25 protein-coding genes are annotated in these 26,434 nt (G+C 57.7%); 20 read left to right on the forward strand and 5 right to left on the reverse strand.

Translation table 11 applies throughout. The features are described 5' to 3' along the window. The first annotated feature begins 67 nt into the window (after window positions 1–67). A complete protein-coding gene (locus GZH91_RS08520; RefSeq protein WP_147073413.1) occupies window positions 68–1,948 on the forward strand; it encodes a potassium transporter Kup in 1,881 nt (626 codons plus the stop codon). A gap of 143 nt (window positions 1,949–2,091) precedes the next feature. After that, window positions 2,092–2,220: a DUF2252 family protein gene (locus GZH91_RS18390; RefSeq protein WP_198415438.1), complete on the forward strand. Its 129-nt coding sequence runs from the start codon at window positions 2,092–2,094 to the stop codon at window positions 2,218–2,220. Window positions 2,221–2,278: 58 nt separating this feature from the next. Here GZH91_RS18390 and senA read toward each other — a convergent pair whose 3' ends face one another. Further along, window positions 2,279–3,484, reverse strand: coding sequence for a selenoneine synthase SenA (senA, locus tag GZH91_RS08530; RefSeq protein ID WP_161984223.1), 1,206 nt, complete (start codon window positions 3,482–3,484; stop codon window positions 2,279–2,281). A 508-nt stretch (window positions 3,485–3,992) separates the two neighbouring features. Between senA and selD the strand changes: the two genes are divergently transcribed. Then, window positions 3,993–5,051 (forward strand): selenide, water dikinase SelD, encoded by a 1,059-nt coding sequence (selD, locus tag GZH91_RS08535; protein ID WP_147073407.1) that lies wholly within the window; start codon window positions 3,993–3,995, stop codon window positions 5,049–5,051. On the opposite strand, the gene egtD is transcribed toward selD, so the two are convergent. After that, a complete protein-coding gene (gene egtD / locus GZH91_RS08540) occupies window positions 5,048–6,007 on the reverse strand; it encodes an L-histidine N(alpha)-methyltransferase (protein ID WP_223264569.1) in 960 nt (319 codons plus the stop codon). The two genes, selD and egtD, sit on opposite strands and share 4 nt — an antisense overlap. A gap of 52 nt (window positions 6,008–6,059) precedes the next feature. Further along, on the reverse strand, window positions 6,060–7,058 hold the full coding sequence (locus GZH91_RS08545) for a tetratricopeptide repeat protein (protein ID WP_198415439.1): 999 nt from the start codon (window positions 7,056–7,058) through the stop codon (window positions 6,060–6,062). 562 nt (window positions 7,059–7,620) lie between these two features. Here GZH91_RS08545 and GZH91_RS08550 point away from each other — a divergent pair. Together GZH91_RS08550 and gorA are read left to right on the forward strand one after the other, a co-directional pair. Continuing rightward, window positions 7,621–8,373, forward strand: a complete 753-nt coding sequence (locus GZH91_RS08550; RefSeq protein WP_147073403.1) for a glutathione peroxidase — start codon at window positions 7,621–7,623, stop codon at window positions 8,371–8,373. 84 nt (window positions 8,374–8,457) lie between these two features. Next, window positions 8,458–9,804, forward strand: a complete 1,347-nt coding sequence (gorA, locus tag GZH91_RS08555; RefSeq protein WP_147073401.1) for a glutathione-disulfide reductase — start codon at window positions 8,458–8,460, stop codon at window positions 9,802–9,804. A gap of 246 nt (window positions 9,805–10,050) precedes the next feature. Here the strand turns inward: gorA and GZH91_RS08565 are convergent, their stop codons facing one another. Both GZH91_RS08565 and GZH91_RS08570 read right to left on the reverse strand, forming a co-directional pair. Then, window positions 10,051–11,229 (reverse strand): TDT family transporter, encoded by a 1,179-nt coding sequence (locus GZH91_RS08565; protein WP_198415440.1) that lies wholly within the window; start codon window positions 11,227–11,229, stop codon window positions 10,051–10,053. 291 nt (window positions 11,230–11,520) lie between these two features. Continuing rightward, complete coding sequence (locus GZH91_RS08570; protein ID WP_147073397.1) at window positions 11,521–11,712, reverse strand: hypothetical protein; 192 nt, start codon at window positions 11,710–11,712, stop codon at window positions 11,521–11,523. Between the two features lie 271 nt (window positions 11,713–11,983). Here GZH91_RS08570 and GZH91_RS08575 point away from each other — a divergent pair, with 271 nt between their 5' ends. The 15 genes from GZH91_RS08575 to hypF all read left to right on the forward strand — a co-directional run bounded on the left by GZH91_RS08575 (window position 11,984) and on the right by hypF (window position 26,420). Then, the gene (locus GZH91_RS08575; protein ID WP_161984224.1) at window positions 11,984–13,174 is read left to right on the forward strand and encodes an IS4 family transposase; all 1,191 of its coding nucleotides are present in this window, start codon (window positions 11,984–11,986) and stop codon (window positions 13,172–13,174) included. Then, window positions 13,162–14,817 carry a sigma-54 dependent transcriptional regulator gene (locus GZH91_RS08580; protein WP_198415441.1) on the forward strand — a complete coding sequence of 552 codons (1,656 nt, stop codon included), beginning with the start codon at window positions 13,162–13,164 and terminating at the stop codon, window positions 14,815–14,817. Before GZH91_RS08575 ends, GZH91_RS08580 begins: the two co-directional genes overlap by 13 nt. Window positions 14,818–15,331: 514 nt before the next feature. Further along, complete coding sequence (locus tag GZH91_RS08585; RefSeq protein ID WP_147073391.1) at window positions 15,332–16,294, forward strand: NADH-quinone oxidoreductase subunit B family protein; 963 nt, start codon at window positions 15,332–15,334, stop codon at window positions 16,292–16,294. A 48-nt stretch (window positions 16,295–16,342) separates the two neighbouring features. After that, a complete protein-coding gene (locus tag GZH91_RS08590; RefSeq protein ID WP_147073389.1) occupies window positions 16,343–17,941 on the forward strand; it encodes a nickel-dependent hydrogenase large subunit in 1,599 nt (532 codons plus the stop codon). Window positions 17,942–18,020: 79 nt separating this feature from the next. Beyond that, window positions 18,021–18,335 carry a hypothetical protein gene (locus GZH91_RS08595; RefSeq protein WP_147073387.1) on the forward strand — a complete coding sequence of 105 codons (315 nt, stop codon included), beginning with the start codon at window positions 18,021–18,023 and terminating at the stop codon, window positions 18,333–18,335. An 85-nt stretch (window positions 18,336–18,420) separates the two neighbouring features. Continuing rightward, complete coding sequence (locus GZH91_RS08600; RefSeq protein ID WP_147073385.1) at window positions 18,421–19,041, forward strand: OmpW/AlkL family protein; 621 nt, start codon at window positions 18,421–18,423, stop codon at window positions 19,039–19,041. A 79-nt stretch (window positions 19,042–19,120) separates the two neighbouring features. Beyond that, the gene (locus GZH91_RS08605) at window positions 19,121–19,447 is read left to right on the forward strand and encodes a hypothetical protein (protein ID WP_147073383.1); all 327 of its coding nucleotides are present in this window, start codon (window positions 19,121–19,123) and stop codon (window positions 19,445–19,447) included. 31 nt (window positions 19,448–19,478) lie between these two features. Beyond that, window positions 19,479–19,961 (forward strand): hydrogenase maturation protease, encoded by a 483-nt coding sequence (locus tag GZH91_RS08610; protein WP_147073381.1) that lies wholly within the window; start codon window positions 19,479–19,481, stop codon window positions 19,959–19,961. Then, a complete protein-coding gene (locus GZH91_RS08615; protein WP_147073378.1) occupies window positions 19,939–20,337 on the forward strand; it encodes a hypothetical protein in 399 nt (132 codons plus the stop codon). Before GZH91_RS08610 ends, GZH91_RS08615 begins: the two co-directional genes overlap by 23 nt. 99 nt (window positions 20,338–20,436) lie before the next feature. Continuing rightward, window positions 20,437–21,420 carry a tetratricopeptide repeat protein gene (locus GZH91_RS08620; protein ID WP_147073376.1) on the forward strand — a complete coding sequence of 328 codons (984 nt, stop codon included), beginning with the start codon at window positions 20,437–20,439 and terminating at the stop codon, window positions 21,418–21,420. A gap of 27 nt (window positions 21,421–21,447) precedes the next feature. Next, complete coding sequence (locus GZH91_RS08625; protein ID WP_147073374.1) at window positions 21,448–21,645, forward strand: hypothetical protein; 198 nt, start codon at window positions 21,448–21,450, stop codon at window positions 21,643–21,645. 9 nt (window positions 21,646–21,654) lie between these two features. Next, window positions 21,655–21,876, forward strand: a complete 222-nt coding sequence (locus tag GZH91_RS08630; RefSeq protein ID WP_147073372.1) for a hypothetical protein — start codon at window positions 21,655–21,657, stop codon at window positions 21,874–21,876. Between the two features lie 6 nt (window positions 21,877–21,882). Next, complete coding sequence (locus tag GZH91_RS08635) at window positions 21,883–22,794, forward strand: NifU family protein (protein ID WP_147073370.1); 912 nt, start codon at window positions 21,883–21,885, stop codon at window positions 22,792–22,794. Window positions 22,795–22,797: 3 nt separating this feature from the next. Further along, a complete protein-coding gene (locus GZH91_RS08640; protein ID WP_147073368.1) occupies window positions 22,798–24,009 on the forward strand; it encodes an NHL repeat-containing protein in 1,212 nt (403 codons plus the stop codon). Next, window positions 24,006–26,420: a carbamoyltransferase HypF gene (gene hypF, locus GZH91_RS08645; RefSeq protein ID WP_147073366.1), complete on the forward strand. Its 2,415-nt coding sequence runs from the start codon at window positions 24,006–24,008 to the stop codon at window positions 26,418–26,420. Before GZH91_RS08640 ends, hypF begins: the two co-directional genes overlap by 4 nt. Window positions 26,421–26,434: the final 14 nt, after the last annotated feature.

A 26,434-nucleotide genomic window follows, 5' to 3' on the forward strand; every position in this document is an offset into this window, starting at 1 on the left:
CGGGAATCCGAAATTCGCTGCCAACTTAAGTGGGCTCCACTGCCAGGCAATCCACCTATCCAAACGTATGAACAATAAATCCGATAAATCACGCCTGGCTGGGCTATCTCTCGCCGCCATCGGTGTTGTCTACGGGGATATCGGCACCAGTCCCCTTTATACCTTGAATACGATTTTCACGGGGGGGCTACACCCGGTTCCTTTGAATCCGGAGAATATCCTGGGCATTCTGTCGCTGATTTTCTGGTCCTTGATGATTGTCGTTTCTTTCAAATACGTCGCTTTTATCATGCGTGCGGATAACCGGGGCGAAGGCGGTATCATGGCATTAATGGTCCTGGCCCTGCGCAAGCTTGAAGACAATGGAAAGACGCATGCCATCGTCATGCTGCTGGGGATTTTTGGTGCAGCACTGTTTTACGGCGATGGCATTATCACTCCGGCCATTTCCGTGTTGTCCGCCGTAGAAGGACTGCAAATCGCCAGCCCGGCCTTCAAAACCTTTGTCATCCCTATTACGGTTGCGGTTCTGTGGGCGCTGTTCATTTTCCAGCGCAAAGGCTCTGCCCGCGTGGGGGCGCTGTTTGGGCCGATCATGTGCGCGTGGTTTGGGATATTGGCAGTGCTTGGTGTATTGAGCATTGTGGCCGAACCGCATGTTCTGGGTGCCCTGAATCCGCTCCACGGTATCGTTTTTCTGATGGCTTCCCCGTGGATGGGCTTTCTGGCACTGGGCGGGGTGGTATTGGCCTTGACCGGTGCGGAAGCCTTATATGCCGACATGGGCCATTTTGGGCGGCACCCGATCCAGCTTGCCTGGTTTGGCCTGGTGCTACCCGCCCTGGTGCTCAACTACTTCGGGCAGGGCGCGTTGCTCATGCATAACCCCAAAGCCATCGCCAATCCCTTTTATCTGCTGGCCCCGGGTTGGGCGCTGTACCCATTGGTCATATTGTCGACTGTGGCCACGGTGATCGCCTCACAAGCGGTGATTTCCGGTGCGTTCTCGATGACGCGTCAGGCCATGCAACTCGGCTACTCCCCGCGCATGGAGATGCAGCAGACCTCGGAACAGGAAATTGGGCAGATTTATCTGCCCGGCATTAACTGGACGCTGATGCTTGCCGTGATGGTGCTGATCCTGGGCTTTCGCACCTCAACCAGTCTGGCTGCGGCTTATGGCATCGCTGTCACGGGCACGATGGCGATCACCTCCATTCTTGCTTTTATCGTGGTGCGCAAACTGTGGGGATGGGGGTGGATAAGAGGCGGGTTGCTGATCACCTTTCTGCTGACCATCGACCTCGCCTTTTTTAGTGCCAACGCCATCAAAATAGAGGAAGGCGGCTGGCTTCCCCTGGTATTCGGGTTAGGCGTATTTCTGCTGATGACTACCTGGAAGCGCGGACGCCAGCTGCTGCGTGAAAGGCTGCAGCGCGATGCGCTGGATCTGGTGCCGTTTGCCGGAACCATGGGTCCTGCTTCGGTCACACGTGTTGCAGGAACGGCGGTGTTTTTGACAGCACACCCGGATGGTGTGCCGCATGCACTGCTGCATAACATGAAGCACAACAAAGTGCTGCATGAGCATGTAGTCGTGCTCTGCGTTCGAATGCTGGATATCCCGCATGTTCTGGATGAGGAGCGGATCGAACATCAGGCGCTGCCAAACAATTTTCATCGTCTTATCGTTCGGTTTGGCTTCAAGGATGAGCCTGATATTCCGAAGGCGCTTGAGCTGGCTGCACGGCAAGGTCTGCCTTTGGACCCGATGGAAACCTCATTTTTCATTGGGCGTGAAACACTGATTCCGAAGATGGGCTCGGACATGCCGGTATGGAGAGAAAAACTTTTCATCGCCATGTATCGCAATGCAGGCAGCGTAGTCGGTTTCTTTAAAATCCCGCCGAACAGTGTTGTGGAACTGGGCACGCAGGTGATCCTGTAGGCGATGACCGGTCCCGGCTGGCCGGGAAATGAATCTTGCCGTCCGTGCCAGTCTGACCCAGACACCGACTCTCTTTAGTTCGTAACATCCAGCATTTCAATGCAGGGCGTGAACCTGAACGCCTTGTCCTCAAGTACCGCACCATGCGGTCGGGCCATTTCGTCTTCCTGCGCGCTACCTGCCACCCGTTCTACGACCGCTTGCCGCGTGCCCGGGTTCTGGACCGGGCGCCGGTCACCTGGATCTGCGGCGACCTGCACATCACTGAGTGATCCGGGGCTCATTTTCCGATCAGTCAGTCCGCCGGGTGAGCAAAGTCCGGATTTTTGCTCAGCAAGTTTTAAGGCAACTCCGGAATCCAGCAAAGATGTCGCTGCGCTCGGGCAGGCAGAAATTTCGATACTGCGGATGATGCATGCGCGGGTGGGTTGCGAAACTACCTCCCCGCAGGCAGTAGTGGCTCTCAAACCACGGAACAGAATAATCTCGGTAAGGGTCTGGGCTAAATCCATGGTAAGGCATGAAGGCGTTGTTCATCCATTCCCATACCAGACCGCCCCATTGAATGGCGTCCTGCCGCGCAGCAGCTTCCCATAGCGCATCCGTAGGCAAACTGCGTTCTGCCCACCGGCAGTAAGCCTGTGCCTCATAGGCGTTGACATGCATGATCGGCATATCCGCCGGCAAGGGCAGCCATTGATCGAACCAGCGGCATTGCCACCCGTCTGCCGTCTTGCGCCAGCGTTCTGGGTGCGATCGCGCTACGCTGCTGCGCCAGCGTCCTGCGAGCCCGGGCCAGAAATCCGGTGCATCGTAACCACCGGCTTCCACAAAATCCAAAAATGCGCCGCATGAGATGGGCGTGGCATCCATTTGCAGTGCGGGGATCGCGACCTCATGCGCCCATTTCTCATTGTCGAAGTAGAACCCGTTACCGTCCGGCTCCTGTCCGACACGTGCCTGACCGGCCGCTATTGTCACTTGCGCGGCCTCTATTGGCACGCTGGGCAATAACATTCCCGAAGGAGGAGGAAAACGCAAATGGTCGCGCAAATAGGTGAGCGCTTCCACGTGCATGTCTTCGTGAAACAGGGCTAGCCGATAAAAATACAAATCCGCATCAGAATCGCCGCTGTGCGTCAGGCTCACCAGGGTGGCGTCAAGTTGTGCCGCCAGCATGTCATACAGCGCACGACGTTCCGGCAGGCTAACTTTCCAGCGCTCCACGTGCGGAATGATGCTCGAATTGAAGGTTTGGTCAGGCCCGGCATGGCGTGCAGGCAGCCGGGCCTGCAGCCGGCCATCACCGTCCATCCAATGCGGGCCGCGCAAGGTCCACCATTCCGCAAACCAGGCGACATGAGCGATTTCCCACGCCACCGGGTTATAGCTGGCGTGGTACGGCACGCGCCATTCTTCATCGGACAAATCATCCACCCGCGCCAACAAGTTGCTGCGCGCGTCGCGCATTGCCGTAGCCAATTGCCCCTTGTTATAGTGCCTGGCAAGCAGGCCTTGCTGTTTTGTCTGTAACATATCCACTCTATACATTGTCAGATAACCAATCCACCTGTGCCATTGTCAGCCCGGCATTGGCAAACGCCAATAATGGCAGCTGGCACACCGCATCGCGCTGGCAAGCGTTGCCTGGCGCGGATGCCGATGTCTCGGTAACGCTGGCATGGGGTGACGAGACCGTCGTGCTGACCGGGACTGAACCTTTACCGCGATAAAAAAATACACTGTGCATCGCATTCTCTGGAGGCGGCAACCCACTTGGTCGTGTTGCAGGATCAGGCGTTGCCGGAGCTTGTGCTCAGCCTGTGCGAACAGGCGCGCGTCATCATCCAGGCCGCCCCCGCTTTCGCTGGCTAGGCTGATGTTGCGCTTTGCATCGGAGCAGGCGTTTGCCGCGCATCTGTTTACCCAATGCGCGGCACGCTCGGCGCTGTTTGAGCCGAGACGTGAACGGCAGTTAGTGCGACGATTGTTCAACGATGCTAGACTCAGGCAATCAAAATTATGCCGGATAAGTGAGCCACCCATGAATACCCCAGTCGAAATTCCCGCAATCAAACTCACCGCGTTTTCGCATGGGGGCGGCTGCGGCTGCAAAATCGCGCCCGCCGTGCTCGCTGAAATACTCAGGAACAGCCAGGGTACGCTCATTCCGGAACAGTTGCTGGTTGGCATTGAGACCTCCGACGACGCTGCGGTCTATCAGCTCAATGACACGCAGGCGCTGATTGCCACCACGGATTTCTTTATGCCGATCGTGGATGACCCTTTTGATTTTGGGCGGATTGCAGCCACCAACGCTATCTCCGATATTTATGCCATGGGTGGCAAGCCCATCATGGCCTTGGCGCTGGTGGCCATGCCCGTGAATAAACTCCCTACCGAGATCATCGGAAAAATCATTCAAGGCGGCGAAGCCGCTTGTCGCGAAGCCGGAATCCCGATTGCGGGAGGGCACACCATTGACTCCGTTGAACCGATTTACGGGCTGGTGGTCATGGGCTTGGTGCATCCCGACCGGGTCAAGAAAAATACAGGCGCCAAACCGGGTGACCAACTCATTCTGGGCAAACCTTTGGGCGTCGGCGTGTATTCCGCGGCGTTGAAAAAAGGTCAGCTGGATGCGCAGGGCTACGCGCAATTTGTGGCCCTGACCACCCAGCTCAACAAGCCGGGTATTGCATTGGCCGAACTCGCCGGCGTGCATGCGTTGACCGACGTCACGGGCTTTGGTCTGGGCGGACATGCGCTGGAACTGGCGCGTGCCGGCAAAGCGACGGTGGTGATTGATTGGACCAGGGTGCCGCTGCTGCCGAACGTGGAAGCGATGATTGGCGCAGGCACCGTGACTGGGGCGTCCGGGCGAAACTGGCTCAGTTATGGACATGAAATTCGGTTATCCCCGACGCTGGGGCAAGTGCAGCAGGACCTGCTCACGGACCCGCAAACCTCGGGCGGGCTGCTGGTCGCGTGCGCGCCGGAGGCGGTAGACGAAGTGTTGGCGATTTTCGCTGCCGGTGGTTTTGCCAGCGCCGCCGTCATCGGCGAAGTCCAGGCTGGGGCGGCCCAATTGCTGGTGCGCTAGGCGTGAACCGGCGTGGCGTAGATGAGCGCAAAATAGTTCATCGGATCGGTCCAGAATTGCCGCACCGCCAGTCCCGCTCGTTGCAGTAAGGCGCACGCCGATTCCGGCGTGTATTTATAGGAATTTTCGGTATGGATGCGCTCGTGCGCGGCAAACCTACGGCTACCACCCGGCCAGGCAACGCGCACGTCACGCACCGCCTCAAGATGCATTTCAATCCGCGACGCCTGGGTATTGAACAGCGCGACATGCCGCCAATCCTCAACCCTGAAATCACTGCCCAAAATACGGTTCACATGCAGCAGCACATTCCGGCTGAATGCGGCAGTGACGCCCAGCGCATCATCGTAGGCCGTGACCAGCGTAGCGCTGTTTTTGACCAGGTCCATCCCGATCAACAGGCCATCTTCCGCAGCCATGTTGTGACGCAGACGCTCAAGCAGCATCGCAGCCTCGGCATTGGAAAAGTTGCCGATGGAAGAGCCAAGATAAAACAACACACGCCGGCCATCCGCCACTTCTGCGGGCAAATCCAGTTGAGCGGAAAAATCCGCTCCCACGCCCAGCATGTCGGTATCAGGGTATTGCCGGCCCAGATGTTCCAATGCATCGCGCAGAAATTCCACCGAGATATCGACGGCGACATATTGTGCCGGCTGGAGTACCGGAAACAGCCGTGCGACTTTCTCGCAATTGCCCGCACCCAAATCAATCAGGGTTGCATGCGTGCCGAGGGCGTGCGCAATTTCATCGAGGTAGGTTGAAAAAATTTCCGCCTCGACGCGCGGCGGATAATACTCCGGCAAAGCCGTGATCGCCGCAAACAGACGCGATCCGAGCAGGTCATAAAAAAACTTGGGCGCAATCCAGGCATCACCTGCGAGCAGGCCAAGCTTCAGCTCGGCGATAACGGCGGCCGCGTTTTCTTCGTATAGTTGAAAAAATCGAGGAGCCACGATTATCGGTTTGCAAGATTAGACGGCATGAGGGTGGTCCGCATTGGATCGTCTAGCTCCAATCGTCCCCGCCGCCGTCCATGTTGTCAGCTACGTTTGAGTTATCGTCCCAGGACGAGTTATCGGCGATGCCAAAGTCTGCGCCTCCCATATTGTCAGAAGAGGAATCCGGGGAGTCTGAAGCAGTCACGGCAGAGTTGGTTCCACTTTTATTCCCATCCATGAAATGATGGACAAGCGCTTCGCCAGCAACCATGCCGGCGCCGACGGCCGCGCCTGTAGCGAGACCGGAAACGATACTGGAGCCAATTCCGCCGCCTGCAGGTGCCATGGGCGTTACGCCGCCCCCCATATAAGGCTGTCCAGTTGGGCCGGGCGTTCCCGCTGGGTTGGTGCCAGCCATCGGCACGTTATTGCGCGCCGTCATTGCCCGGACCAGCAGGGTGATCAGCACGATGGAACCAATGCCCAGCAGCAGCAGGCCCCAGGGGAATCCAGCAGCTGTTTCCGCGGGACCACCATTCATCGTTGACTGACTCCGATGGCTGGCGGCGATCCGGGCCTTGAGTTCCTGTACGGCCTGGGGTTTGGCAAACGGCAGTCCCGGTTCCAGCCGTTCTGCGGTGTTGAGTTCCGCTTCTGCCTTGCCCAATCGCCCTTGCCTTGCCAATATCTCGGCTTCCACAAAGTGCGCTTTGCCGCTATTAGGATGCTCCTGAATGACTTTTTCCATCATCCCTTGCGCCTCGTCCAGCTTTCCGGCCTGTGCCGCCTGGTAGACCTGGTGGAGCGTAGGCGCATCTGCGGCGCATGCAGAGCCGCCAAAAGCAGCCACGCAGGCCAACAATACAAATGCGGGAATTGCTTTTCTTAACATCGAAATGCCTCCTGTTGGAACTCCATGCGTATGAGCCTCTTGCAAACCCCTCATCGAAGCTGAATCATGCTTCGATTTGAAGGTTAAAAAAGGGTGGGCGCCGCCTGCGTACACAGGCACCATCGGGTTATCGAAACATAATGGAACGCCGGCATGAACTCTACCTTCGGCCACCGTTTATCGCAAGCCTGGTTTGCCATACAGGACGGTTTGTTTCCAGAGACAGAGCATAACCGGGCGAAACCCGCACCCCGAAGTCGCAGCAACGGATCCGCACGCCTGAAGTCGCCCGCATGGGAGCCCATTTCTCCCCATCGCGTGTTCGGCGAGCGGCCGCGGCCATAACCGGTCTGCTTCTGCCACACTAATCAGCCGCTGGCTGCAAGAAAAGCAACATGACCATCCCGCTGCGTTAAGACATGTTCAGCGGAATCGCCTGTCACTGCTGTCACACAGGGCGGAGGGACTGCCAGGATATTCTGGCCGCGGCTCTTCAGCGTCTGATAAGCTGGTGCGCCATCATGGACGCCGTCGCCGTCACTTGCTTTGATATTGGCTCTGCGACCTGCATGACCCAATTAAACCGGCTACTTATGATAGTTTATAACTATCAGTATAATAATATTATTCAATTATTCCTATTAATTTCTTTTCCCTATCATTGCTGCATGGATGTCGCAGCGTCGCATCCAATCGGTTGTAACACCGAATCATTTCACCGCTAAAGGAGTTGAAGATGCAATTCGAGAATCGTGAAGGTCAACGCGTACCCAATGTAACATTCAGGACCCGTGAAGGCAGCCAGTGGAAAGATGCCACCACGGATGACATCTTTAAGGGCAAGACTGTCGTGGTATTCTCACTGCCGGGCGCTTATACGCCTACCTGCTCATCCAGTCATGTACCGCGCTACAACGAACTGGCGCCCGTCTTCAAAGAAAACGGCGTTGACGAAATCGTCTGCATTTCCGTGAATGATGCATTCGTGATGGAAGCCTGGGGCAAGGATCAGAATGCCGAGAACATCCGTTTCATTCCGGACGGTAACGGTGAATTTACCGGGCAAATGGGTTTTCTGGTCGACAAATCTGACATTGGTTTTGGGCAGCGCTCATGGCGTTATTCCATGCTGGTCAAGGACGGTGTAATCCAGAAGGAGTTCATCGAGCCGGACAAGCCGGGCGATCCGTTTGAAGTGTCCGATGCCGATACCATGCTGCATTATATCAACCCCAATGCCAAGGAACCGGATTTCGTTGCCCTGTTCACGCGCGAAGGCTGCCCGCATTGCATGCGGGCCAAGGAGCTCCTGAATGAGCGTGGCATCAAGTACGAAGAAATCAGGACTGGGCAGGGAACGGGCGTTTCTTCCCGCACGCTGCGTGCCACTACGGGCCGCTCCACGGTGCCGCAGGTATTTATCGGTGGCAAACACATTGGCGGGAGAGAAGACCTGGAACGTCATTTCGGCATTACCCAGTTATCATAAAAGGGCGTAAGCCAAGCCAATGTAAACACCAACCGGATGCCAACATTGAGCGACATCCGGTTGACTTTTCTCAGGGAAAACAGCATGACAAAACATTACGATTTGCTGGCCATCGGCGGTGGCAGTGGCGGCATTGCAACGGTCAATCGCGCTGCGCGTTATGGCGCAAAGTGCGCAGTCATTGAGGGTGGCAGACTGGGGGGAACCTGTGTGAACGTTGGCTGCGTCCCGAAGAAAATCATGTGGAATACCGCTGCCGTAAACCATGCCCTGGAAAGGGCAGCAGAGTACGGTTTTAGCCTGGGCAAGCATGAATTTCATTGGCCTGTCTTGAAACAGGCCCGCGATGCCTATATTGAGCGGCTCAATCAACGCTATGGAGTCGGGCTGGCCGATAACAATGTTGAACTTATCCGTGGCTATGCGCGTTTTGTGGACGCCCATACGGTTGAAGTCAATGGTGCGCAATTCACGGCGGATCATGTCGTGATTGCCACGGGTGGCCGCCCAGTCGTGCCGCAGATACCTGGCGCTGAATGGGGAATTACTTCCGACGGTTTTTTCGAGCTGGAAACACAGCCGCAACGCGTGGCTGTGGTGGGAGCCGGCTACATTGCCGTGGAACTGGCAGGCGTACTCAATATGCTGGGTAGCGAAGTATCCCTGTTATTGCGCCGCGCCCATTTCCTCGATAGCTTTGATGCCATGCTGCGGGAAACGCTGATGGAAGATATGGTCGAGGCGGGGGTCAATATCCTGACGCATCGCAGCGTGGCTGAGATGCGCCGAGAAGGGGGCGCCTTGACGCTGATTTTTGAACATGGCGAACAGCTGTCTGGAATCGATAGCGTGATCTGGGCGATTGGACGGGAGCCGAACACCCGGGCATTGAACCTGGGGACCGCAGGTGTTGAAACGGATGCGCGTGGATATATCCATACGGATGCATTCCAGAATACAAACGTGGCGAATATCTATGCCATTGGCGATATCACTCCGCGCCCGGCATTAACTCCAGTGGCGATTGCCGCCGGACGCCGGCTCGGCGACCGCCTCTTTGGCGGCATCTCAGATCGCCATCTGGATTACAGCACTATCCCGACGGTAGTCTTCAGCCACCCGCCGATCGGCACGGTTGGCTTGACCGAAGCCCAGGCACGTGAAATTCATGGGGATGGGGTCAAGGTGTATCAGACCCGCTTTACACCCATGGTACATGCTTTCTCCCCGCGTCCGACCAAAACCGCCATGAAACTGATAACTGTCGGCGAACACGAGAAAATTGTCGGGCTGCATGTCATTGGCGACGGCGCCGACGAAATGCTGCAGGGTTTTGCAGTAGCAATCAAAATGGGGGCCACGAAGAAAGACTTCGACGACACGGTGGCTATCCATCCGACCAGTGCGGAGGAATTCGTCACCATGCGGTAGATAGACTGACCCTACGCCAGGGCGATGCGCTAAACCTGATGGTGGAGGGGCAGGACCGTGCTCCGGACCATGCGCTCCATCTTCCCGGGAGTCGACACGGCGCACGATGCGCCAACGGCGGGTTTGCTAGGCCAGCGCATGCAGGTGCCTGAAAAGCATGCCTGGATGCTCAGGTCGCTTTTGGAAGGGCGAAGATGCAGCCGTTCCTCCAGAGCACCACCACGATTGCATCATCACCAGTACGGATTACTCGCCATTGGGTGCACCACAGACAGGGTCCGCCAGTCCGGTTTCAACTGACAGACAGGGGGAGAAAAAGAGCGTGCCCTGATACGCGCCGATCACCGTTCGAATAGACACCAGCACCCAGAAACCGGTCAGCATGACGACCAGGAAGGCGCCCGCCCATTCAAAGAACTGCAGATGCGTGCTTCTCGCCAGCGCCAGGGTGGCCAGGGAGTACACCCCGATCGGGAAGGTGAAACCCCACCAGCCCATATTGAAAGGCAAACCCTCCTTGATATAGCGCAGCGTTATCAGCACCGCCATCACCAGCCACCAAAGTCCGTATCCCCAAAGGATGGTTCCCGCAATCACTCCGAATCCCTGGGCTACCACACCCATGCTGGCCATACCCTGCGGTGCGAGTATGGTCGGGGCATCACCACCCAGAAGCAGCAGACCCAAGGCGCCGGTACCAATCGGGCCCAGACTCAGCCAGCTTGATACGGCCATATCGCGCGGCGGCAGTTTGTGTAGTACCAGCCGCATGAACAGGATCACGAGCACACCCATGGCCAGCGGCACGGATATGGCCCACAGGATATAGCTCATAAAGAAAATCAGCACCGCCGAGGACGCGTCCGTCAGATGCGGCGCCAGCAATCCACCGCTCGCGGCCGTCACCTCGGCTGCCACAATGGGCAATAGCCACACCGCCGTCATGTTTTCGATGCTGTGCGTCTGGCGGGTAAACATCAGATAAGGCAGCACGACCGCGCACAGCAGGGCCAGCAGCGCGTCTATCCACCACAGGCCATACGCAATGGAGACTGCGGTCTGACCCCAGCGGTTGATTCCGAAGGCCAGGAAGCCGTTTAAAATGGTAGCCAGCCCCATCGGGATGGCGCCAAAAAACATCGACACGACCGGATGCTGAAAGATGGCTTTTGCTTCATTAGGAAAGAACATCCAGCGCAGCAGATACAGCACGCTGAACAAGACGAAAAGAAAGATATTGAAACGCCAGAAAAAGTCCGCAATCGGATATAACGTCGAGTGGCCATAGGGAAACTGGTTTAACGCAAGCGCCAGCACGCCGGTACCCATGGTGGCGGTAAACCAGTTGGGCGTGAACTGGCGAATCGCTTCTCGGGGATGCGAAAGTTTTGCAAGCGGTTGCGGAATGTGCGAATTGGTGTTCACGGATCATTGTCCTTGGACTAATCGGAAAGGACGAAAGCTGCATAAACCATAATATTTGACTACTCTTGAGCGATTGGGAGCATTCAAGCGATATCTGGAATCGGAACCAGAATGCCTTTTCAGCAGTATGCAAACCGATATTCCGGCAGAAGACTGCGGTAAGCGCACAATAATTTGCGGAAATCAAGAAACCTGGCTGCAAAGAATAACATATGCATTTCAATGGTTATCATCAAATATTTTGCTGGGTATATTATTGAGGGCGGTCGCCAATAGTGGACATGAACGGATTCATGCGGCCAGTTTTTTGCATAAGAATCTGGCGTTCAAAAGCGGACCGGGGAAAGAACCCCCGGTCTTGTTGCGGAAGCGCTTGGCGCAGTACTGATCGCGCCGGTCCGGATGGTGGGTTCCGGCCTCTGGGGGTGGCACTTCTGGTGCGACCGCCCGGAACAGAGACGGGTTCTCCAGGTTTTGGGTCATGCGTTCATTCCCTGAATTCCCCCTGCCAGCCCAGCCTCTTCCCTGACTCGTGCCAAGGATGAATGTCCGTCTCAGGCATGGTAGCCGCTGGCCGAAACACCGTAGACCCGGCTCATCACGGTAATTGGGTAATTCGGGCCCAACCCTGACCCTTCCCCTCAATCATCGCTTGTAAAACAAACGGTTGCAGAGTATACAGCCGTAAAAACGGCGCATGCATGGCCGGTTAAGCACTTCATTCGTAGCGACCAAACTGCGAAGGAGTGCGACCATGCATGCACAGCGAATCATACAAGACCTGTTGCAAACTGAATGCGACACTATCCATGCCAAGCGCCGAATTACGCTCGCGCTCATGGTGCAGGCCAGCTGCATTGGGCATCTCAGCCTTATAGGCATCAGCCGCCGACTCAATAGCAGCACTGCGTTGCGCCACCGCATCAAACGCGGTGACCGGCTGCTCGGCAATCTTCATCTCAGCCACGAGAAACTCGACGTGTATCGCGCCATGGCGCGGCGCATTCTCATCGGCAACACCCGGCCTGCCATCATCATCGACTGGTCTGATCTATCGGCTGACCGCAGCCAGCATTTATTACGCGCTGCGTTGATCGTCAAAGGCCGTGCCGTCGTGTTGTACGAAGAAGTGCATCCGATGAAGCAGTACGGCTCCCCCAAGGTGCATGAACGCTTTCTGCGACGCCTGCGGGCATTGCTACCGCAGTCCTGCCGCCCAGTTCTCGTTACCGATGCAGGATTCAGGGCGTCCTGGTTCAAGTTGTGCGAGCGGTTGAAGTTTGACTGGATGGGGCGCATCCGCAACCGCGACATGGTGCACCCGCTGGGCACGACAGATTGGCTGGGTTGCAAGAGCTTGTATCCCAAGGCCGCCGCCACGCCGCAGGACGAGGGTGAGTTCGAGTACGTGCGCAGTAACCCGGTGGCGTGTCGCCTGGTGCTCTACAAGAAACCGAACTGTCACCGGCAGGCAAAAACCGCCTTGGGTAAACGCGCGCGCTGTGGCCACAGCCTGAAGCAGGCGAAGACGCAAACCGAACCGTGGCTATTGGCTGTATCACCCAGTCTGGCTGAACTTGATGCACGTACAGTGGTGGATTTATACAGCGGGCGGATGCAGATTGAACAGTCGTTCCGCGATGTAAAGAATCCGCGCTGGGGCTTGGGCTTGTCGCTCAGTCAAACTACACGCCCGGATCGTTTGGCGATCCTGCTATTAATCGGGGCGCTGGCGATATTTGCGTTATGGCTGATTGGTCTGGTAGCGCAGGCACGTGGGTATCGGGTGAACTTCAGCTCACGCGCCCGAGCGGCGGCAACGCTGTCGATCATTTCGCTGGCACGCTGGTGGTTGGAAGAGCCAGTACATCGCACGATTCATTTTCGAAAACGGGAAGTAATCACTGCGCTGGAGGCGCTTGGAAATATGACTTGGAAAATGTAAATATGAGGGGAAGGGTCAGGGCCCAACCCCTCTTTATTAATAGGTGCAGACACCCACTCAATGAGGCCAGCTGGCACGATGATACCGCGCAAAAGGCGGGGGAATTCATTCCATCATTCATCTGCTATCCTGACATGAGGATATACAATTCTGCAAAGAAAGTTGGCATGCGACGGAATGGTGAGTGGGAAATATTGTTGGTGGGGCCAACGTTGGCTGCGGATAAAGCTTTGCGTAAAAGGCTGTCCGTTGATTATGCGCTGTCTTCTGCGAATACCCTGGCTCGAGCCATTAAAGCAATGGAAGCGGGTGATATCGACGCGGTGGTGTCGGAGCAGCATTATCCTGATGGGCGTGGGGTTGATTTTCTCAAGCAAATGCGGGTCGTCCACCCGAACACCATTCGTATTCTGGTAATGGAAACTGTACGGCGTGACGAGATCGTCAAACTGATCAACGACGCGGCGATCTATCAGGTGGTCGGAGCACCGTGGGAGCCCGAACAGATCAGCCTGATGCTCAAGCGCGCCCTGGAAAGTCGTGAATTGGCGCGCAGGCACCGCTATCTCAGCCACGAGCTGAAATTCGCCGACGCTGTGCTACACCGTCAGAATGACAGCATGACGCGCGCGCTGCAAGAAACCTACGAATTCGACAAGTTGGTGTTTTGCAGCAATTCCATGGCCAAACTCTGCAACCAGGCAAAAAAGGCCGCTGCAACCGATCTACCCGTGTTGATCGAAGGCGAAACCGGAACCGGCAAAGAACTCATGGCACGGGCGTTGCACCTGTTTAGCGCGCGCAGCAAGCAGATATTTCTGGCGCAAAATTGCGGTGAGTTGTCAGACAGCTTGTTGCAGTCCGAGTTGTTCGGCCACAAGCGCGGCGCGTTTACCGGCGCGGTGGGTAATCGTCTCGGTCTGTTTCCGGCGGCTGATGGCGGTACCGTTTTCCTGGATGAAATATCGGATATTTCTCCCGTCATGCAAGTCAGTCTGCTGCGCTTTTTGCAAGAAGGGGAGTTCAAGCCGGTGGGGGCTGACCAGACCCACCACAGTAATGTCCGCATCATTGCCGCAAGCAATCGCCCATTAAGCCAGTTGGTTGAGGAAGGCCGGTTCCGCCGCGATCTCTATTACCGCCTGCGCGGCCTGGAGCTGAAAATTCCACCCTTGCGGGAGCGGCCTGAAGATATTCAGGTGCTGACTGATTATTTGATCAAGAAATACGCCGAGAAAAGTAGCCGGAGGGTGGTGGGTATCTCTGCCGAAGCGATGCAAAGGCTCAAGTGCTATGACTTTCCAGGTAATGTGCGCGAGCTTGAAAACGAAGTGCGGCGCATGGTTGCGATGACAGAAAGCGGTGCCATCATTACCGTAGATCAACTATCCCCTGAAATAGCCCAAAGTCGACCCGGGTTACAGAATTTACGCGGGATAGAATTACCCCAGGGCGAGGGTTTTACGCTCAAGAGAACGGTCGAATTTATCGAAGCTCAACTCGTACGCCAGGCCTTGCATCGTCATCATTGGAACCACTCGCGCGCCGCACGCGAACTGGGTTTGTCGCGTGTGGGTCTGGACAACAAGATCAGGCGCTATGGCATCGAACGCGCCACGGATGGAGTGACCCAAAATGGCTGATGACAATAAACCACCGGTATCAGAGTTGATACCCTTTCCGTTTTCAAGGGTGTCACCCCAACACACACCAGGCGGTTTCCGTGAATTAGGCACCACCCCACTGGCGCAACAACTGGGATTGGAAGAATGGCAACTCAATGGCCACTGGTGCAGCCGCTGCCAGGGAATCTGGTACGGCTATACACTGGAAACGGAATGTCCCTGCTGCGGCAACCGACATGGTTAGCACGCTCATTTAAGTTTGCGATATTCGCAAAGTCAGGCGTATCGATTTTTTAAGACATGAAACTGTAAAGCAGGTTTGCATCTTGGGTTTTGGCACAAACTAAATATACACAGTCCATGCTGATAAGCTAATTCTTGGTATCCAATTACCAATAGCAAAAACAGTCACTTGTTAAGAAATTTCCCTCCAAGAGTATCTGGCACCTCTATTGCTTATAGTGTTCACAGGCCGGTGTTTCAACTGGATTACCACTCCCGCCTAATACTCAAACACTAAGGAGGCTAGAACATGGCAAATCTCTTGTGGTTACAAGGCGGTGCTTGCTCCGGCAACACCATGTCCTTTCTTAACGCCGAGGAACCGAGCGCCTGTGATCTCGTCACGGACTTCGGTATCAACGTGCTCTGGCACCCATCGCTCGGCGTGGAGCTCGGTGACAACGTGAAGAAAATCCTGCTCGATTGCATATCCGGCAAGATTGCGCTCGATATCTTCGTGTTCGAGGGCACGGTGGTCACCGCACCCAATGGCACAGGGGAATGGAACCGCTTCGCCGGTCGCGCGATGCAGGATTGGGTGCGTGAACTGTCCAAGGCGGCCACCTATGTTGTCGCCGTCGGCGACTGCGCCACCTGGGGCGGTATTCCCGCCACCGCGCCGAATCCCAGCGAATCCAGGGGCATGCAGTTCCTCAAGCGGGAGAAGGGCGGTTTTCTTGGCGATGGATTCAAATCCAAATCCGGTTTGCCGGTGGTCAACATTCCCGGTTGCCCGGCGCACCCGGACTGGATCACGCAAATCGTGGTCGCGATTGCCACCGGGCGCGGCGCCGACATCGCGGTGGACGAGTTCCACCGTCCCAAGACCTTCTTCCAGAGCTTCACCCAGACCGGCTGCACGCGCAACATGCACTTCGCCTACAAGGTGTCGGCCACCGAGTTTGGCCAGCGCAAGGGCTGCCTGTTCTATGACCTCGGATGTCGCGGTCCGATGACGCATTCGCCCTGCAACCGCATCCTGTGGAACCGGCAGTCATCCAAGACGCGCGCCGGCATGCCCTGCCTGGGTTGTACCGAACCCGAATTCCCGTTCTTCGATCTCGCGCCGGGTACCGTATTCAAGACGCAAACGGTGATGGGCGTACCCAAGGATCTGCCGCTGGGCGTGGACAAGAAAGGTTACATCGCCCTCACTGGCGCAGCCAAAAATGCGGCTCCCGCCTGGGCGGAACAAGACCTCTTCGTGGTTTGAGTGCTGGCTTGAATCAACCTATCGCGAGACGCTGAAAAGGAGTTACAAATGAGTGCTGTACAAACCCTGGATATTTCCCCGGTGGGTCGAGTTGAAGGCGACCTGGATGTGCGCGTCGACATCACCGACGGCGTCGTCACCAATGCATGGACTTCGGCCGAGCTGTTCCGCGGCTTCGAAATCATCCTGCGCGACAAGGACCCGCAAGCGGGCCTGGTGGTGACACCGCGCGCCTGCGGCATCTGCGGCGCCTCGCACCTGACCTGCGCAGCCTGGGCGCTTGATACGGCCTGGGCTACCGAGGTGCCGCGCAACGCGATCCTGGCGCGCAACCTCGGGCAGATCGCCGAGAGTCTGCAGAGCCAGCCGCGCTATTTCTATGGACTTTACGCCATTGACATGACCAACAAGAAGTACCGCAACAGCAAATTCTACGAGGAAGCCTGCAAGCGCTTCGCGCCCTTCACCGGCACCTCGTACGAGCTGGGTGTCACCATCTCTGGCAAACCGGTGGAGATCTACGCCCTGCTCGGCGGGCAGTGGCCGCATTCGAGCTACATGGTGCCCGGCGGCGTGATGTGCGCACCGACCCTGACAGACATCACGCGCTCCCGGTCCATCCTGGAGTATTTCAAGACCACCTGGCTGGAACCGGCGTGGCTGGGTTGCTCGCTGGAGCGCTACGAGCAGATCAAGACCTACGATGACTTCATGGCCTGGCTCGACGAGAGTCCGGCGCACGCCAATTCTGACCTCGGCTTCTACTGGCGCATGGGCCTGGACATCGGTCTGGACAAGTACGGCGGCGGTGTCGGCAAATATATCTCCTGGGGCTATCTGCCGCACGAAGACAAGTACCAGAAGCCCACCATCGACGGCCGCAACGCGGCGCTCATCATGAAGGGCGGCGTCTACGACGGCAAGACCGATACCCACGTGCTGATGGACCAGAAATACGCCCGCGAGAATGTGATGCACGCCTGGTACGACGAAGGCGACAACGACACCCATCCGTTCGATCGCACCACCAGGGCCGTCAGCAAGAATACCCCGGACTTCAACGGCAAGTATTCCTGGTCCACTGCAGTGAGCCATGTCGATTCGGGGCGTCTGGAGGCGGGTCCGTTCGCACGACAAATGGTCGCTGGCGGCCAGCATGGCGAAGCCTGGCAGCATTATGACGGCCTGATTCTCGATATGTACAAGAAGATGGGCGGCCCCAGTCTGCATCTGCGCCAGATTGCACGCATGCATGAAACCATCAAGCTGTATCGTCAGGCCGAACGCTGCCTGGCTGAGTTCCGGCTGAACGACCCGTGGTACATCAAGCCCAAGGAACGTGATGGCCGTGGCTGGGGTGCTACCGAAGCGATCCGCGGCGCGCTGTGCCACTGGATCGAGGTGAAGGACGGCAAGATCAAGAACTACCAGATCATCGCCCCGACCACCTGGAACGTGGGTCCGCGTGATGGCCAGAATATCCGCGGGCCGATCGAGGAGGCGCTGGTTGGTACGCCGATTGCCGATCCGACCGACCCGGTGGAAGTCGGCCATGTGGCGCGTTCTTTCGACTCGTGCCTGGTGTGCACGGTTCATGCGCACGACGGCAAGACCGGCAAGGAGTTGGCGCGCTTCCGCACTGCCTGATCAGTGCCCATCTATCATGTAATCCAACAAGCACTGCACGCGTGGGGGCGCCCCTCGCCTGCGTAGAGGAGACGGGTACATGCAGAACGACCAGGAAAACGCGTTGCGGAATCGCATCGCGAAAATGATGGCCGATGGCCTGCAAACGCAAACCGAGCCATTTCCCGAGACCGATCGCGAGTTCGGCCAGTTGCTTGCCGAATTGCGCGATTTGCCTGCGGAAGATTTGAAAGCCAGGCTGGTGGTATCCGGTTTCGTCGACAAGCCTTACGGTCCGGATCAGATGCGTTGCCAGGAGTGCATGTACTACTTGGTGCATCGCAAGTGGTGCGACTTGCCGGAGCTGGCTGTTCCAGTGGAGCCTGACTGGTGGTGCCGTCTGTGGCGCATCTAGTTATCCAGTTTGCGCGGGCATTGCCGCTGTCGCAAAAGAACTTTAGTCCCATTCCCAACCCTTCAATAATAATGAGGTCACCAACATGAACAACATGAACAACATGAACAAATTGACCAGCCTTGCGTCTTGGCTCGCTACAATCGCCCTGACGTTTTCGATGATTTCATCATCATTCGCCCAGACGGGCGATATAGTGATACGAACCACGGTGATCACCGCATCGACTCACGCCAGTTCCAAGACCCTGGGATTGGACGTTGGCAACGCCACATCGGTTGCGGTGGACGGGACCTATTTCGTCACGCCGAATATCGGGATCAATGTGCTGGCCACATTTCTCAATACCGAAGTCAAGGCAAAAAGTCTCGGCTCGCTTGGCTCGGTTGACCTGCTGCCCCCCATCTTCACGGTGCAATATCATTTTGCACCGGAGGGCCAAATCAGGCCTTACGCGGGCCTGGGCTTCAACTACAACCATTTCTACCACTACAGCGGTACGTTGAAGTCGGTCAACGCCAAAATCGATGACAAGGTCGGATTTGTCGCGCAGTTGGGCCTGGACTACATGCTGAGCAAGACGCTTTCACTGAACGCCGATCTGAAATATCTGGATGTCAGACCGGATGTTAAAACCACTTTGGGTAACGACAAGTTGAACCTGAGGGCGACCATCTTTGGTGTGGGGCTGGGTTATCGCTTCTGATGGTGGAAGGTTGTGGCCTCGGGATGCCAGCGATTCGATTCAATGGCAGCGTTGCGATGGACAAAATGAAGAGACCAAAATGGAAGAGACCGATCTCGATCTTCTCAGAGATAGCCTCGCCAGGCTGATGGAAGACGGCTTGGAAACCGAGTGGCGGGAGCGCGCATACACCAGCGAGGCGGTGAATGCCGTCGTCGCCCGGTTGCAGTCGCTGCGTCCCGACGATGTGGAGGGCAAACTCCGGGTTGCGGGGTTCAGGCTACAGCCTTACGATTGCACCGAAGAAGAAATCTCGCAAGCCTGCGAGACTTGCATGTACTACGTGAAGCATCGCCAGTTCTGCGACCTGCCGGAATTGCAGCTTCCGGTCAGGCCTGAATGGTCGTGCCGGCTATGGCGGATTTAATTCCGATCTTCATCCGCTCCAATGGACAGCCATGCTGACCATCATTGGTTGCGGCAACCTCAATCGCAGCGACGACGGCGTCGGCGTGATCGTGGCCCGGCGCTTGATGGATTGGATCAACGCGCGTGGCATCAGCGATGTACCCGTATTTGACGCAGGAACCGCGGGTATGGACGTCATGTTCCGGGCGCGCGGTGCCAAAAAGTTGATCCTGATCGATGCATGCCGCAGCGGCTCGGAAGCGGGTGCGGTGTTCCAGGTGCCCGGTGCCGAATTGGCACAGGGCCATGACCCAGGCTACAGTCTGCATGACTTTCGCTGGGATCATGCGCTCTATGCGGGACGACGCATTTTTGGCGCGGACTTTCCCACAGACGTGACCGTATTCCTGATTGAGGCCGCCGAACTTGGCCTGGGTCTGGAATTGAGCGAGCCGGTGCAGCGCGCGGCAGATCAGGTCGTTGACGATATCAAAGCCATTATCGAACGCCATGCAGTCCGCGCCATTGTCTGAGGCGGCAGAAACATCGGCGCATCACAGCCTGCGCATCGCCTGCGCCAGCCTCTATCTGAGCCGCGAGCTTTGCGACCTGTACCTGCCTGGCATAAGCGCGATCGCCCTGCTGAATCGGGACGGGTGTGTCTTTTTGTTGCCACTGCATGGCGCCACCGCAGGTGGCTTGCTGCTCAAGATGCGTAATGCGCATGGCGACCGCGTCGCTCATGCACTCGAATTCCTGCGCACGCTTGGCATTGATGCAGACACTCCTGAACACAGCTACAGGGTGCGCTGGGTACCCGATATCGCCGGTTTGCTATTGGAAGGACTGAATGCCGCCGGGCAGTCAGTGCAGCCTGTATCGGAAAAAATGCATACTAAGTTTGCATAATGAAAATATTGTTGACTTAAAAATCCTGACACCTATAGTTCTATCACTATTAAAAAAATTAACTCACCCGCAGCAGTGATTAATGGAGGAAACAAGGTGATGCAAACGGCTGCCGAAATTCAATTCGCAGAGGCCATTCGGGCGGTTGAAGATCCCGCCACCAGTCCCGAAGAACGCGCAGAAATGCTCATGGAAATCGCCATGGGTTTGCAGATCAAGCCAAAATCTCCTGCCCAGTTGCGCGATGCTGTCACACTCTACCAACGGGCGCTTGCTGAGTTGCCCGAGTCTGCGATTTTGTTGAAAGCACGTATCCGTGCGCGTATGGGAACAGCACTTCAGACCATACCCGACGGAGGGACTGATGCTTTGCGACAAGCCTGTGAATGCTACGAGAGCGTGTTACCGATTCTGTATCAGCAGGGCAAACCCGAAGAGGCCGCTGAAGTCGAATTGAATCTCGGCCTGGCGACACAGGGACTGGCAAGCCAGGGCGCAGCACGGATTCAGGATGCCATACAGTGCCATCACCGCGCCTTGCGCGTCTTCACAAAAGAGGCCTATCCGCAGGAATTCGCCGTGTTGCATAACAACCTGGCGATCGCCTATCTGTCGATTCCTGTCACGGATGAGCGCGGGAAAATGCGTGAGGCCATGGCAGTGCAATCATTCGAGGAAGTGCTGAAAGTCATCAACCTGATCGATCATCCGAGCGAGTACGCGATGATCCAGAACAACCTTGGCAACGCGCTGCAATATGCCTCCAGCAGCCACGCACTGGAAAACAATCTGCGTGCACTCGAAGCCTACGATGAAGCGCTGAAAGTGCGCAATCCACGCGATACGCCGGTGGAATATGCCAACACGATCGCCAACAAGGCCAATGTGCTGCGCAACCTGCCCGCCGATACCAAGACCGGTGTTGGGCAGAGTGTCCGTGAACAGGCAGTCGAACTGTACCGCGAAGCGATCGCGCTGTTCGAACAATTTGGCCTGCACGATCGGAGTGAATTGCTCTCTGCAAGCATCGCAGAAATCGAACAAGAACACGAACATTCTGGAGAAGGCAAAGTCATTCACTAAGTAAACCCTCATCATCAAGGAATGGATATGGATCTGCTGACTGCAATTGAATTACTCATACTTTCCGCTGTACTCGCCGCTGCTGGAGGGGCAGTGACGGGCTTAAAGATCGGTGGTGAATTCCTGGGCAAAGAGCTCGCGGCGATGATGGGTGCATTTTTTGGGCCTTCCTCGGTTCTACCTGCGGTGGTGCTCGGCATCATCGTGCTTGCTTGGTTGAAATAGGAGCTACCCATGCTGGAGATGTTCAAGAACTCGGTGAAGCTGTTCTTCAAGGGCAAGCTGTTCCGCGACAACAGAGCGGTATTCATGCAGTGGTTTAAAGGCTTCGTGATTGTGCTGGTGCTGTTGCTGGCTATTGGCTTCCTGGTTAACCCGCTGGTGGGTGTAATCGTCGCCAGCGTGGTTGGCGGCGCACTCCAGCCTTATCTGTTTAAAGACCTCAAGTATGACTGAGCGCAGATGAACGCACCGATGCCTCATGCCGATCCCGATAGCGTGGCAACTGATTCTGCTGCGGAGCTTGCTCGCATTGCCAGCCAGATTACGAAGCTTGATGAGATAGCCCAAACTTGGGATGAGCATCACGCTGGCACACTGTCTGCGATCAAGTCCACCATCGAGGCGCTTAACTGCGAGGCATTCCGACGGCTGATCCGCTTTCTGCGCGAAGACCCGGCCTGTGCCGTGCGTTTGCGTGAAGCGGTGCGTGATCCTTTCGTCTTTGGTGTGTTGCGCTTTCATGGTCTGGTCAAAGATCCGCTGGAACATCGTGTCGAAGCCGCACTGGAAGAAGTGCGGCCTTATCTGCACGAGCACGGTGGCGATGTTGAACTGGTGGCAATCAGGGCACCGGACACGGTAGAGGTACGCCTGGTCGGCGCCTGTCACGGTTGCCCGGCCTCGGGCCAGACGCTGACCGAAGGCGTGGAGCGGGCGATCCGCCAGCACTGCCCGGAAGTACAACACATCCACCAGGTGAGCCGCCCGCCTCAGCAGCAGGCACATTCCGACACAACGCATCATGTAGTGCATTTCATCAGCCCGTTTGCCAAGGGCAGGGATGAAGGCTGGGAGCCAGTCTGCACGCTGGCAGACATTCCGGACGGCGGCATATTTACACATAGTCATCAGGGTCACGAGTTGCTGTTTTATCGCCGTAGTGCCGTGGTCAGCTGCATGAACAACGCCTGCGCCCATATGGGTATGCCGCTGGATGGCGGCGAGTTGATCGAGGGCACCTTGCGTTGCCCCTACCACGGTTTCACCTATCTGCTCGAAACCGGTGAATGCCTCACCGTGCCGGAAGTACAGCTCACCATGCACGCAGTCAAGGTGGCCAATGATGTTATTTCAGTACGCCTCGCGCGCTAGGCCATGAACACAACATTGCGTGTCTCGCTCTCGCCGGGTCAAAAGCGCCATGCCCTTGCTGCGCCTGTACTCCCATTGCTTGCCGACGCTGGCGCAACAGTGATCCTGGGTGCCGCCAACGCAGGGCAGGATCTCAACACTTCGCTTGCGCCCAGCGCGCACAGCCTGTTCGGTCCGCGCGGCGTATGCCTCGCCGCGAACGGCAGCCTGTGGGTGGCTGATACCGGGCATCATCGTATGCTCGGCTGGCGCAGCTTGCCCGGCGAAGACAATGCGGCCGCTCAGATACTCATCGGCCAGCCTGACTTTGCACATGAAGGGCGCAACGCCAAGGGCGCGCCCTATGGTGCCACGCTTAACGTCCCCACCGGAATTGCGGCGTGCGGCGCAGGCATTGCTGTGGCTGATGGCTGGAATCATCGTGTGCTGATCTGGCACGAGCCGCCGCGCACTCACAACCAGCCCGCCGACCTGGTGCTGGGGCAGACAGACTTTGGCGCGGTTGAGTGCAACCGCGGCAGCGACAGACCCAGCGCAGACACATTGTTCTGGCCGTTCGGCGTAGCCTGGGATGGCACACGTCTGTGGGTCGCCGATACCGGCAACCGCCGTGTGCTGATGTGGAACGGTTTGCCCACGCGCAACGGCCAGCCCGCCGATCTGGTGCTCGGGCAACGCAGCTTCGACAGTCGCGACGAGAACGGCGGCGGCACCCCCGATGCAAGCAGCATGCGCTGGCCACATGGGCTGGCATTTCTGGGCACAGGCGTGTGCGTCGCCGACGCCGGCAACAACCGCGTCATGGTCTGGCGTACGCTCCCCACGGCCAACGGCCAGGCTTGCGACGCCTTACTCGGCCAGCAAACGGCTTCCGGCGTCGATCACAATCGGGGCGACTACTGGCCGACTGCATCCGCGCTCAATATGCCCTATGCGGTCACCACGCTGGGTGACTGGCTGGTCGTGGCGGATACCGCCAGTTCGCGTCTCCTGGCATGGCACGATCAGGACATCAACGGATACGGGGCACAGCCTCGCCTGCTCGCCGCGCAACCCGACTGGGAAGCCAAAGGCGACAATCGCTGGATGGCGGCCATGCGCGACAGTCTGTGCTGGCCGTTCGGTCTGTGCAGCAGCAGCGAATACGCCATTATCGCCGATGCGGGCAATAACCGCGTCATGTTGTGGCGCTGGAGTCGGGAGATGGAAGCATGAACGCGCCGCTACAGGGCGCGTCAGCAGTTCCTGCTCAAATCGGCGAGCGCATCCGTGTGCGCGGCATTGTGCAAGGGGTCGGTTTTCGCCCCGGCGTCTGGCGCATCGCACAAGACTTGGGTGTGTGCGGAAGCGTTGCCAATGACGGCGAAGGCGTGCTGATCGAGGCTTGGGGCGATGCCGCGCTGCTGCAAACCCTGCTTGAACGCATCCACACGGAGGCTCCGCCGCTGGCCCGCATCGAGAGTATCGAACGCTGTGAAGCCATGGGACTGCCTCCAGCCGATTTCCGCATCGTCGCCAGCAGAACGAGCACGGCGCTCACCCACGTCGCGCCCGATGCGGCAACGTGTCCAGCCTGCGTCGCAGAAATTTTTGACCCGTTCGGACGGCGCTTCCGCTACCCGTTTACCAACTGTACCCACTGCGGGCCGCGCCTCAGCATCATTCAGCAGATCCCGTACGACCGCAGCAACACCACGATGGCGGCGTTCGCGATGTGCCACGCGTGTGCCGCAGAATATGCCAGCCCGGCTGACCGGCGCTTCCATGCCCAGCCGGTCGCATGCCACGTGTGCGGGCCACGTTTGAGTTTGAGCCGCAGCGACGGGCGTGCCATCGCTCTGGACTCGCTGACCTTTCTGGATGATGCGGACGCGGCATGCAGTCTGTTACAACGCGGCCATATCCTCGCGATACAAGGTCTGGGCGGCTATCAGCTGGCCTGTGACGCAAGCAGCGATAGCGCCGTGGCACGGCTGCGCGCGGGGAAACAGCGCGAGCGTAAACCCTTTGCACTGATGGCGCGCGACATCGAGGTCATCCACCGCTACGCGCAACTTGGGGAAGCGGAGGCCGCGCTGCTGAGCAGCCCGGCAGCACCCATTGTCTTGTTGCAACGCCTGACAGGCACCTCCACGCCTGCGATAGATGCGGCTGTTGCGCCGGGCATGAATACGCTGGGGTTCATGTTGCCCAATACGCCCTTGCATCACCTGATGCTGCGCCGCATGAATCGTCCGATCGTGATGACTAGCGGCAACCACTCTGACGAACCGCAGGCCATTACCGCCGCGGATGCGCGTGCGCGACTGGGGCAGATTGCCGACTATTTCCTTGAGCACAATCGGCCTATCGCCCGCCGAGTCGATGACTCGGTAGTACGCGTGGTGGCTGGACAGACGCGTGTGTTGCGGCGCGCACGCGGCTATGCCCCTGCTCCGTTAAGCCTGCCGCCGGGCTTCGAGCGCGCGCCCAACATACTGGCGTACGGCAGCGAGTTGAAAAACACCTTTTGCCTGGTACGCGATGGAACGGCCGTGCTCTCACCCCACATCGGCGACCTGGAAGACGCGCTCACGCGCGCCGATTATCACCAGGCGCTCGCCGACTTTCGTCGTTTCTTTGAATTCGAGCCGCAGGTGCTGGCCTGCGACCTGCACCCGGACTATGCGGCTACACGACTGGCAAGGGCGCAGTCAGAGGAAACGGGTCTGCCGCTGCATGCCAGCCAGCACCATCACGCGCACATCGCCGCTTGCCTGGCGGACAACAGGGTAGCGCTGGATACTGCGCCGGTGCTGGGGGTGGCGCTGGACGGCATCGGCTATGGGGAAGATGGCACACTCTGGGGCGGTGAATTTCTGCTTGCCGACTACCATGGCTTTGAGCGCCTCGGCACGTTCAAGCCGGTGGCCCTGCTCGGCGGCGATGCCGCTGCGCGCGAACCCTGGCGCAACACCTATGCGCACCTCATGGCAGAGATGGGATGGCCGGCGTTTGCAATGAATTACGCCGGGCTGGAACTGTTCCGCTTCCTCGACCGGCAACCGCGCGCGCTGCTCGACGGCATGCTCAAGCAGCGGGTCAATGCGCCATTGGCCAGTTCCTGCGGTCGCCTGTTCGATGCGGTGGGGGCGGCTGTCGGCCTGGTGCGCGATCACGCCCACTACGAAGGCCAGGGCGCGGTGGAGCTGGAGGCCGCGGTGGATCGCGACTGCCTCGAGAACGAGGACGCGACGCTCGACTATCCCTTTGCCATCCCCCTGCTGCCAGGCAGCAAATTGCCTTACATCGAGCCGCTGGCGATGTGGCAGGCACTGTTCGGCGATCTCATCCTGGATACCCCGGTCGGCGTGATGGCGGCGCGTTTCCATCGCGGGCTGGCGAAGGTGGTCGTGAAGATGGTGGAAAAGCTCGCCAGCCGCATCAGCAAAGACGGCGCACCGCTACCCCAGGTAGCACTCACCGGCGGCGTGTTGCAGAACCGCATCCTGTTCGAGCGCGTGCTGCACGGTCTCGAATCCAAAGGGTTTACGGTATTGACCCACCGGCAGGTGCCATGCAATGACGGTGGCCTGGCGCTGGGACAGGCAGTGATTGCTGCGGTGCGGCAACTGCAGCACAGTTAGAACAAGGAGAGTCA

The organism is Sulfuriferula plumbiphila (genome assembly GCF_009938015.1).
GTDB classification, from domain to species: domain Bacteria; phylum Pseudomonadota; class Gammaproteobacteria; order Burkholderiales; family Sulfuriferulaceae; genus Sulfuriferula; species Sulfuriferula plumbiphila.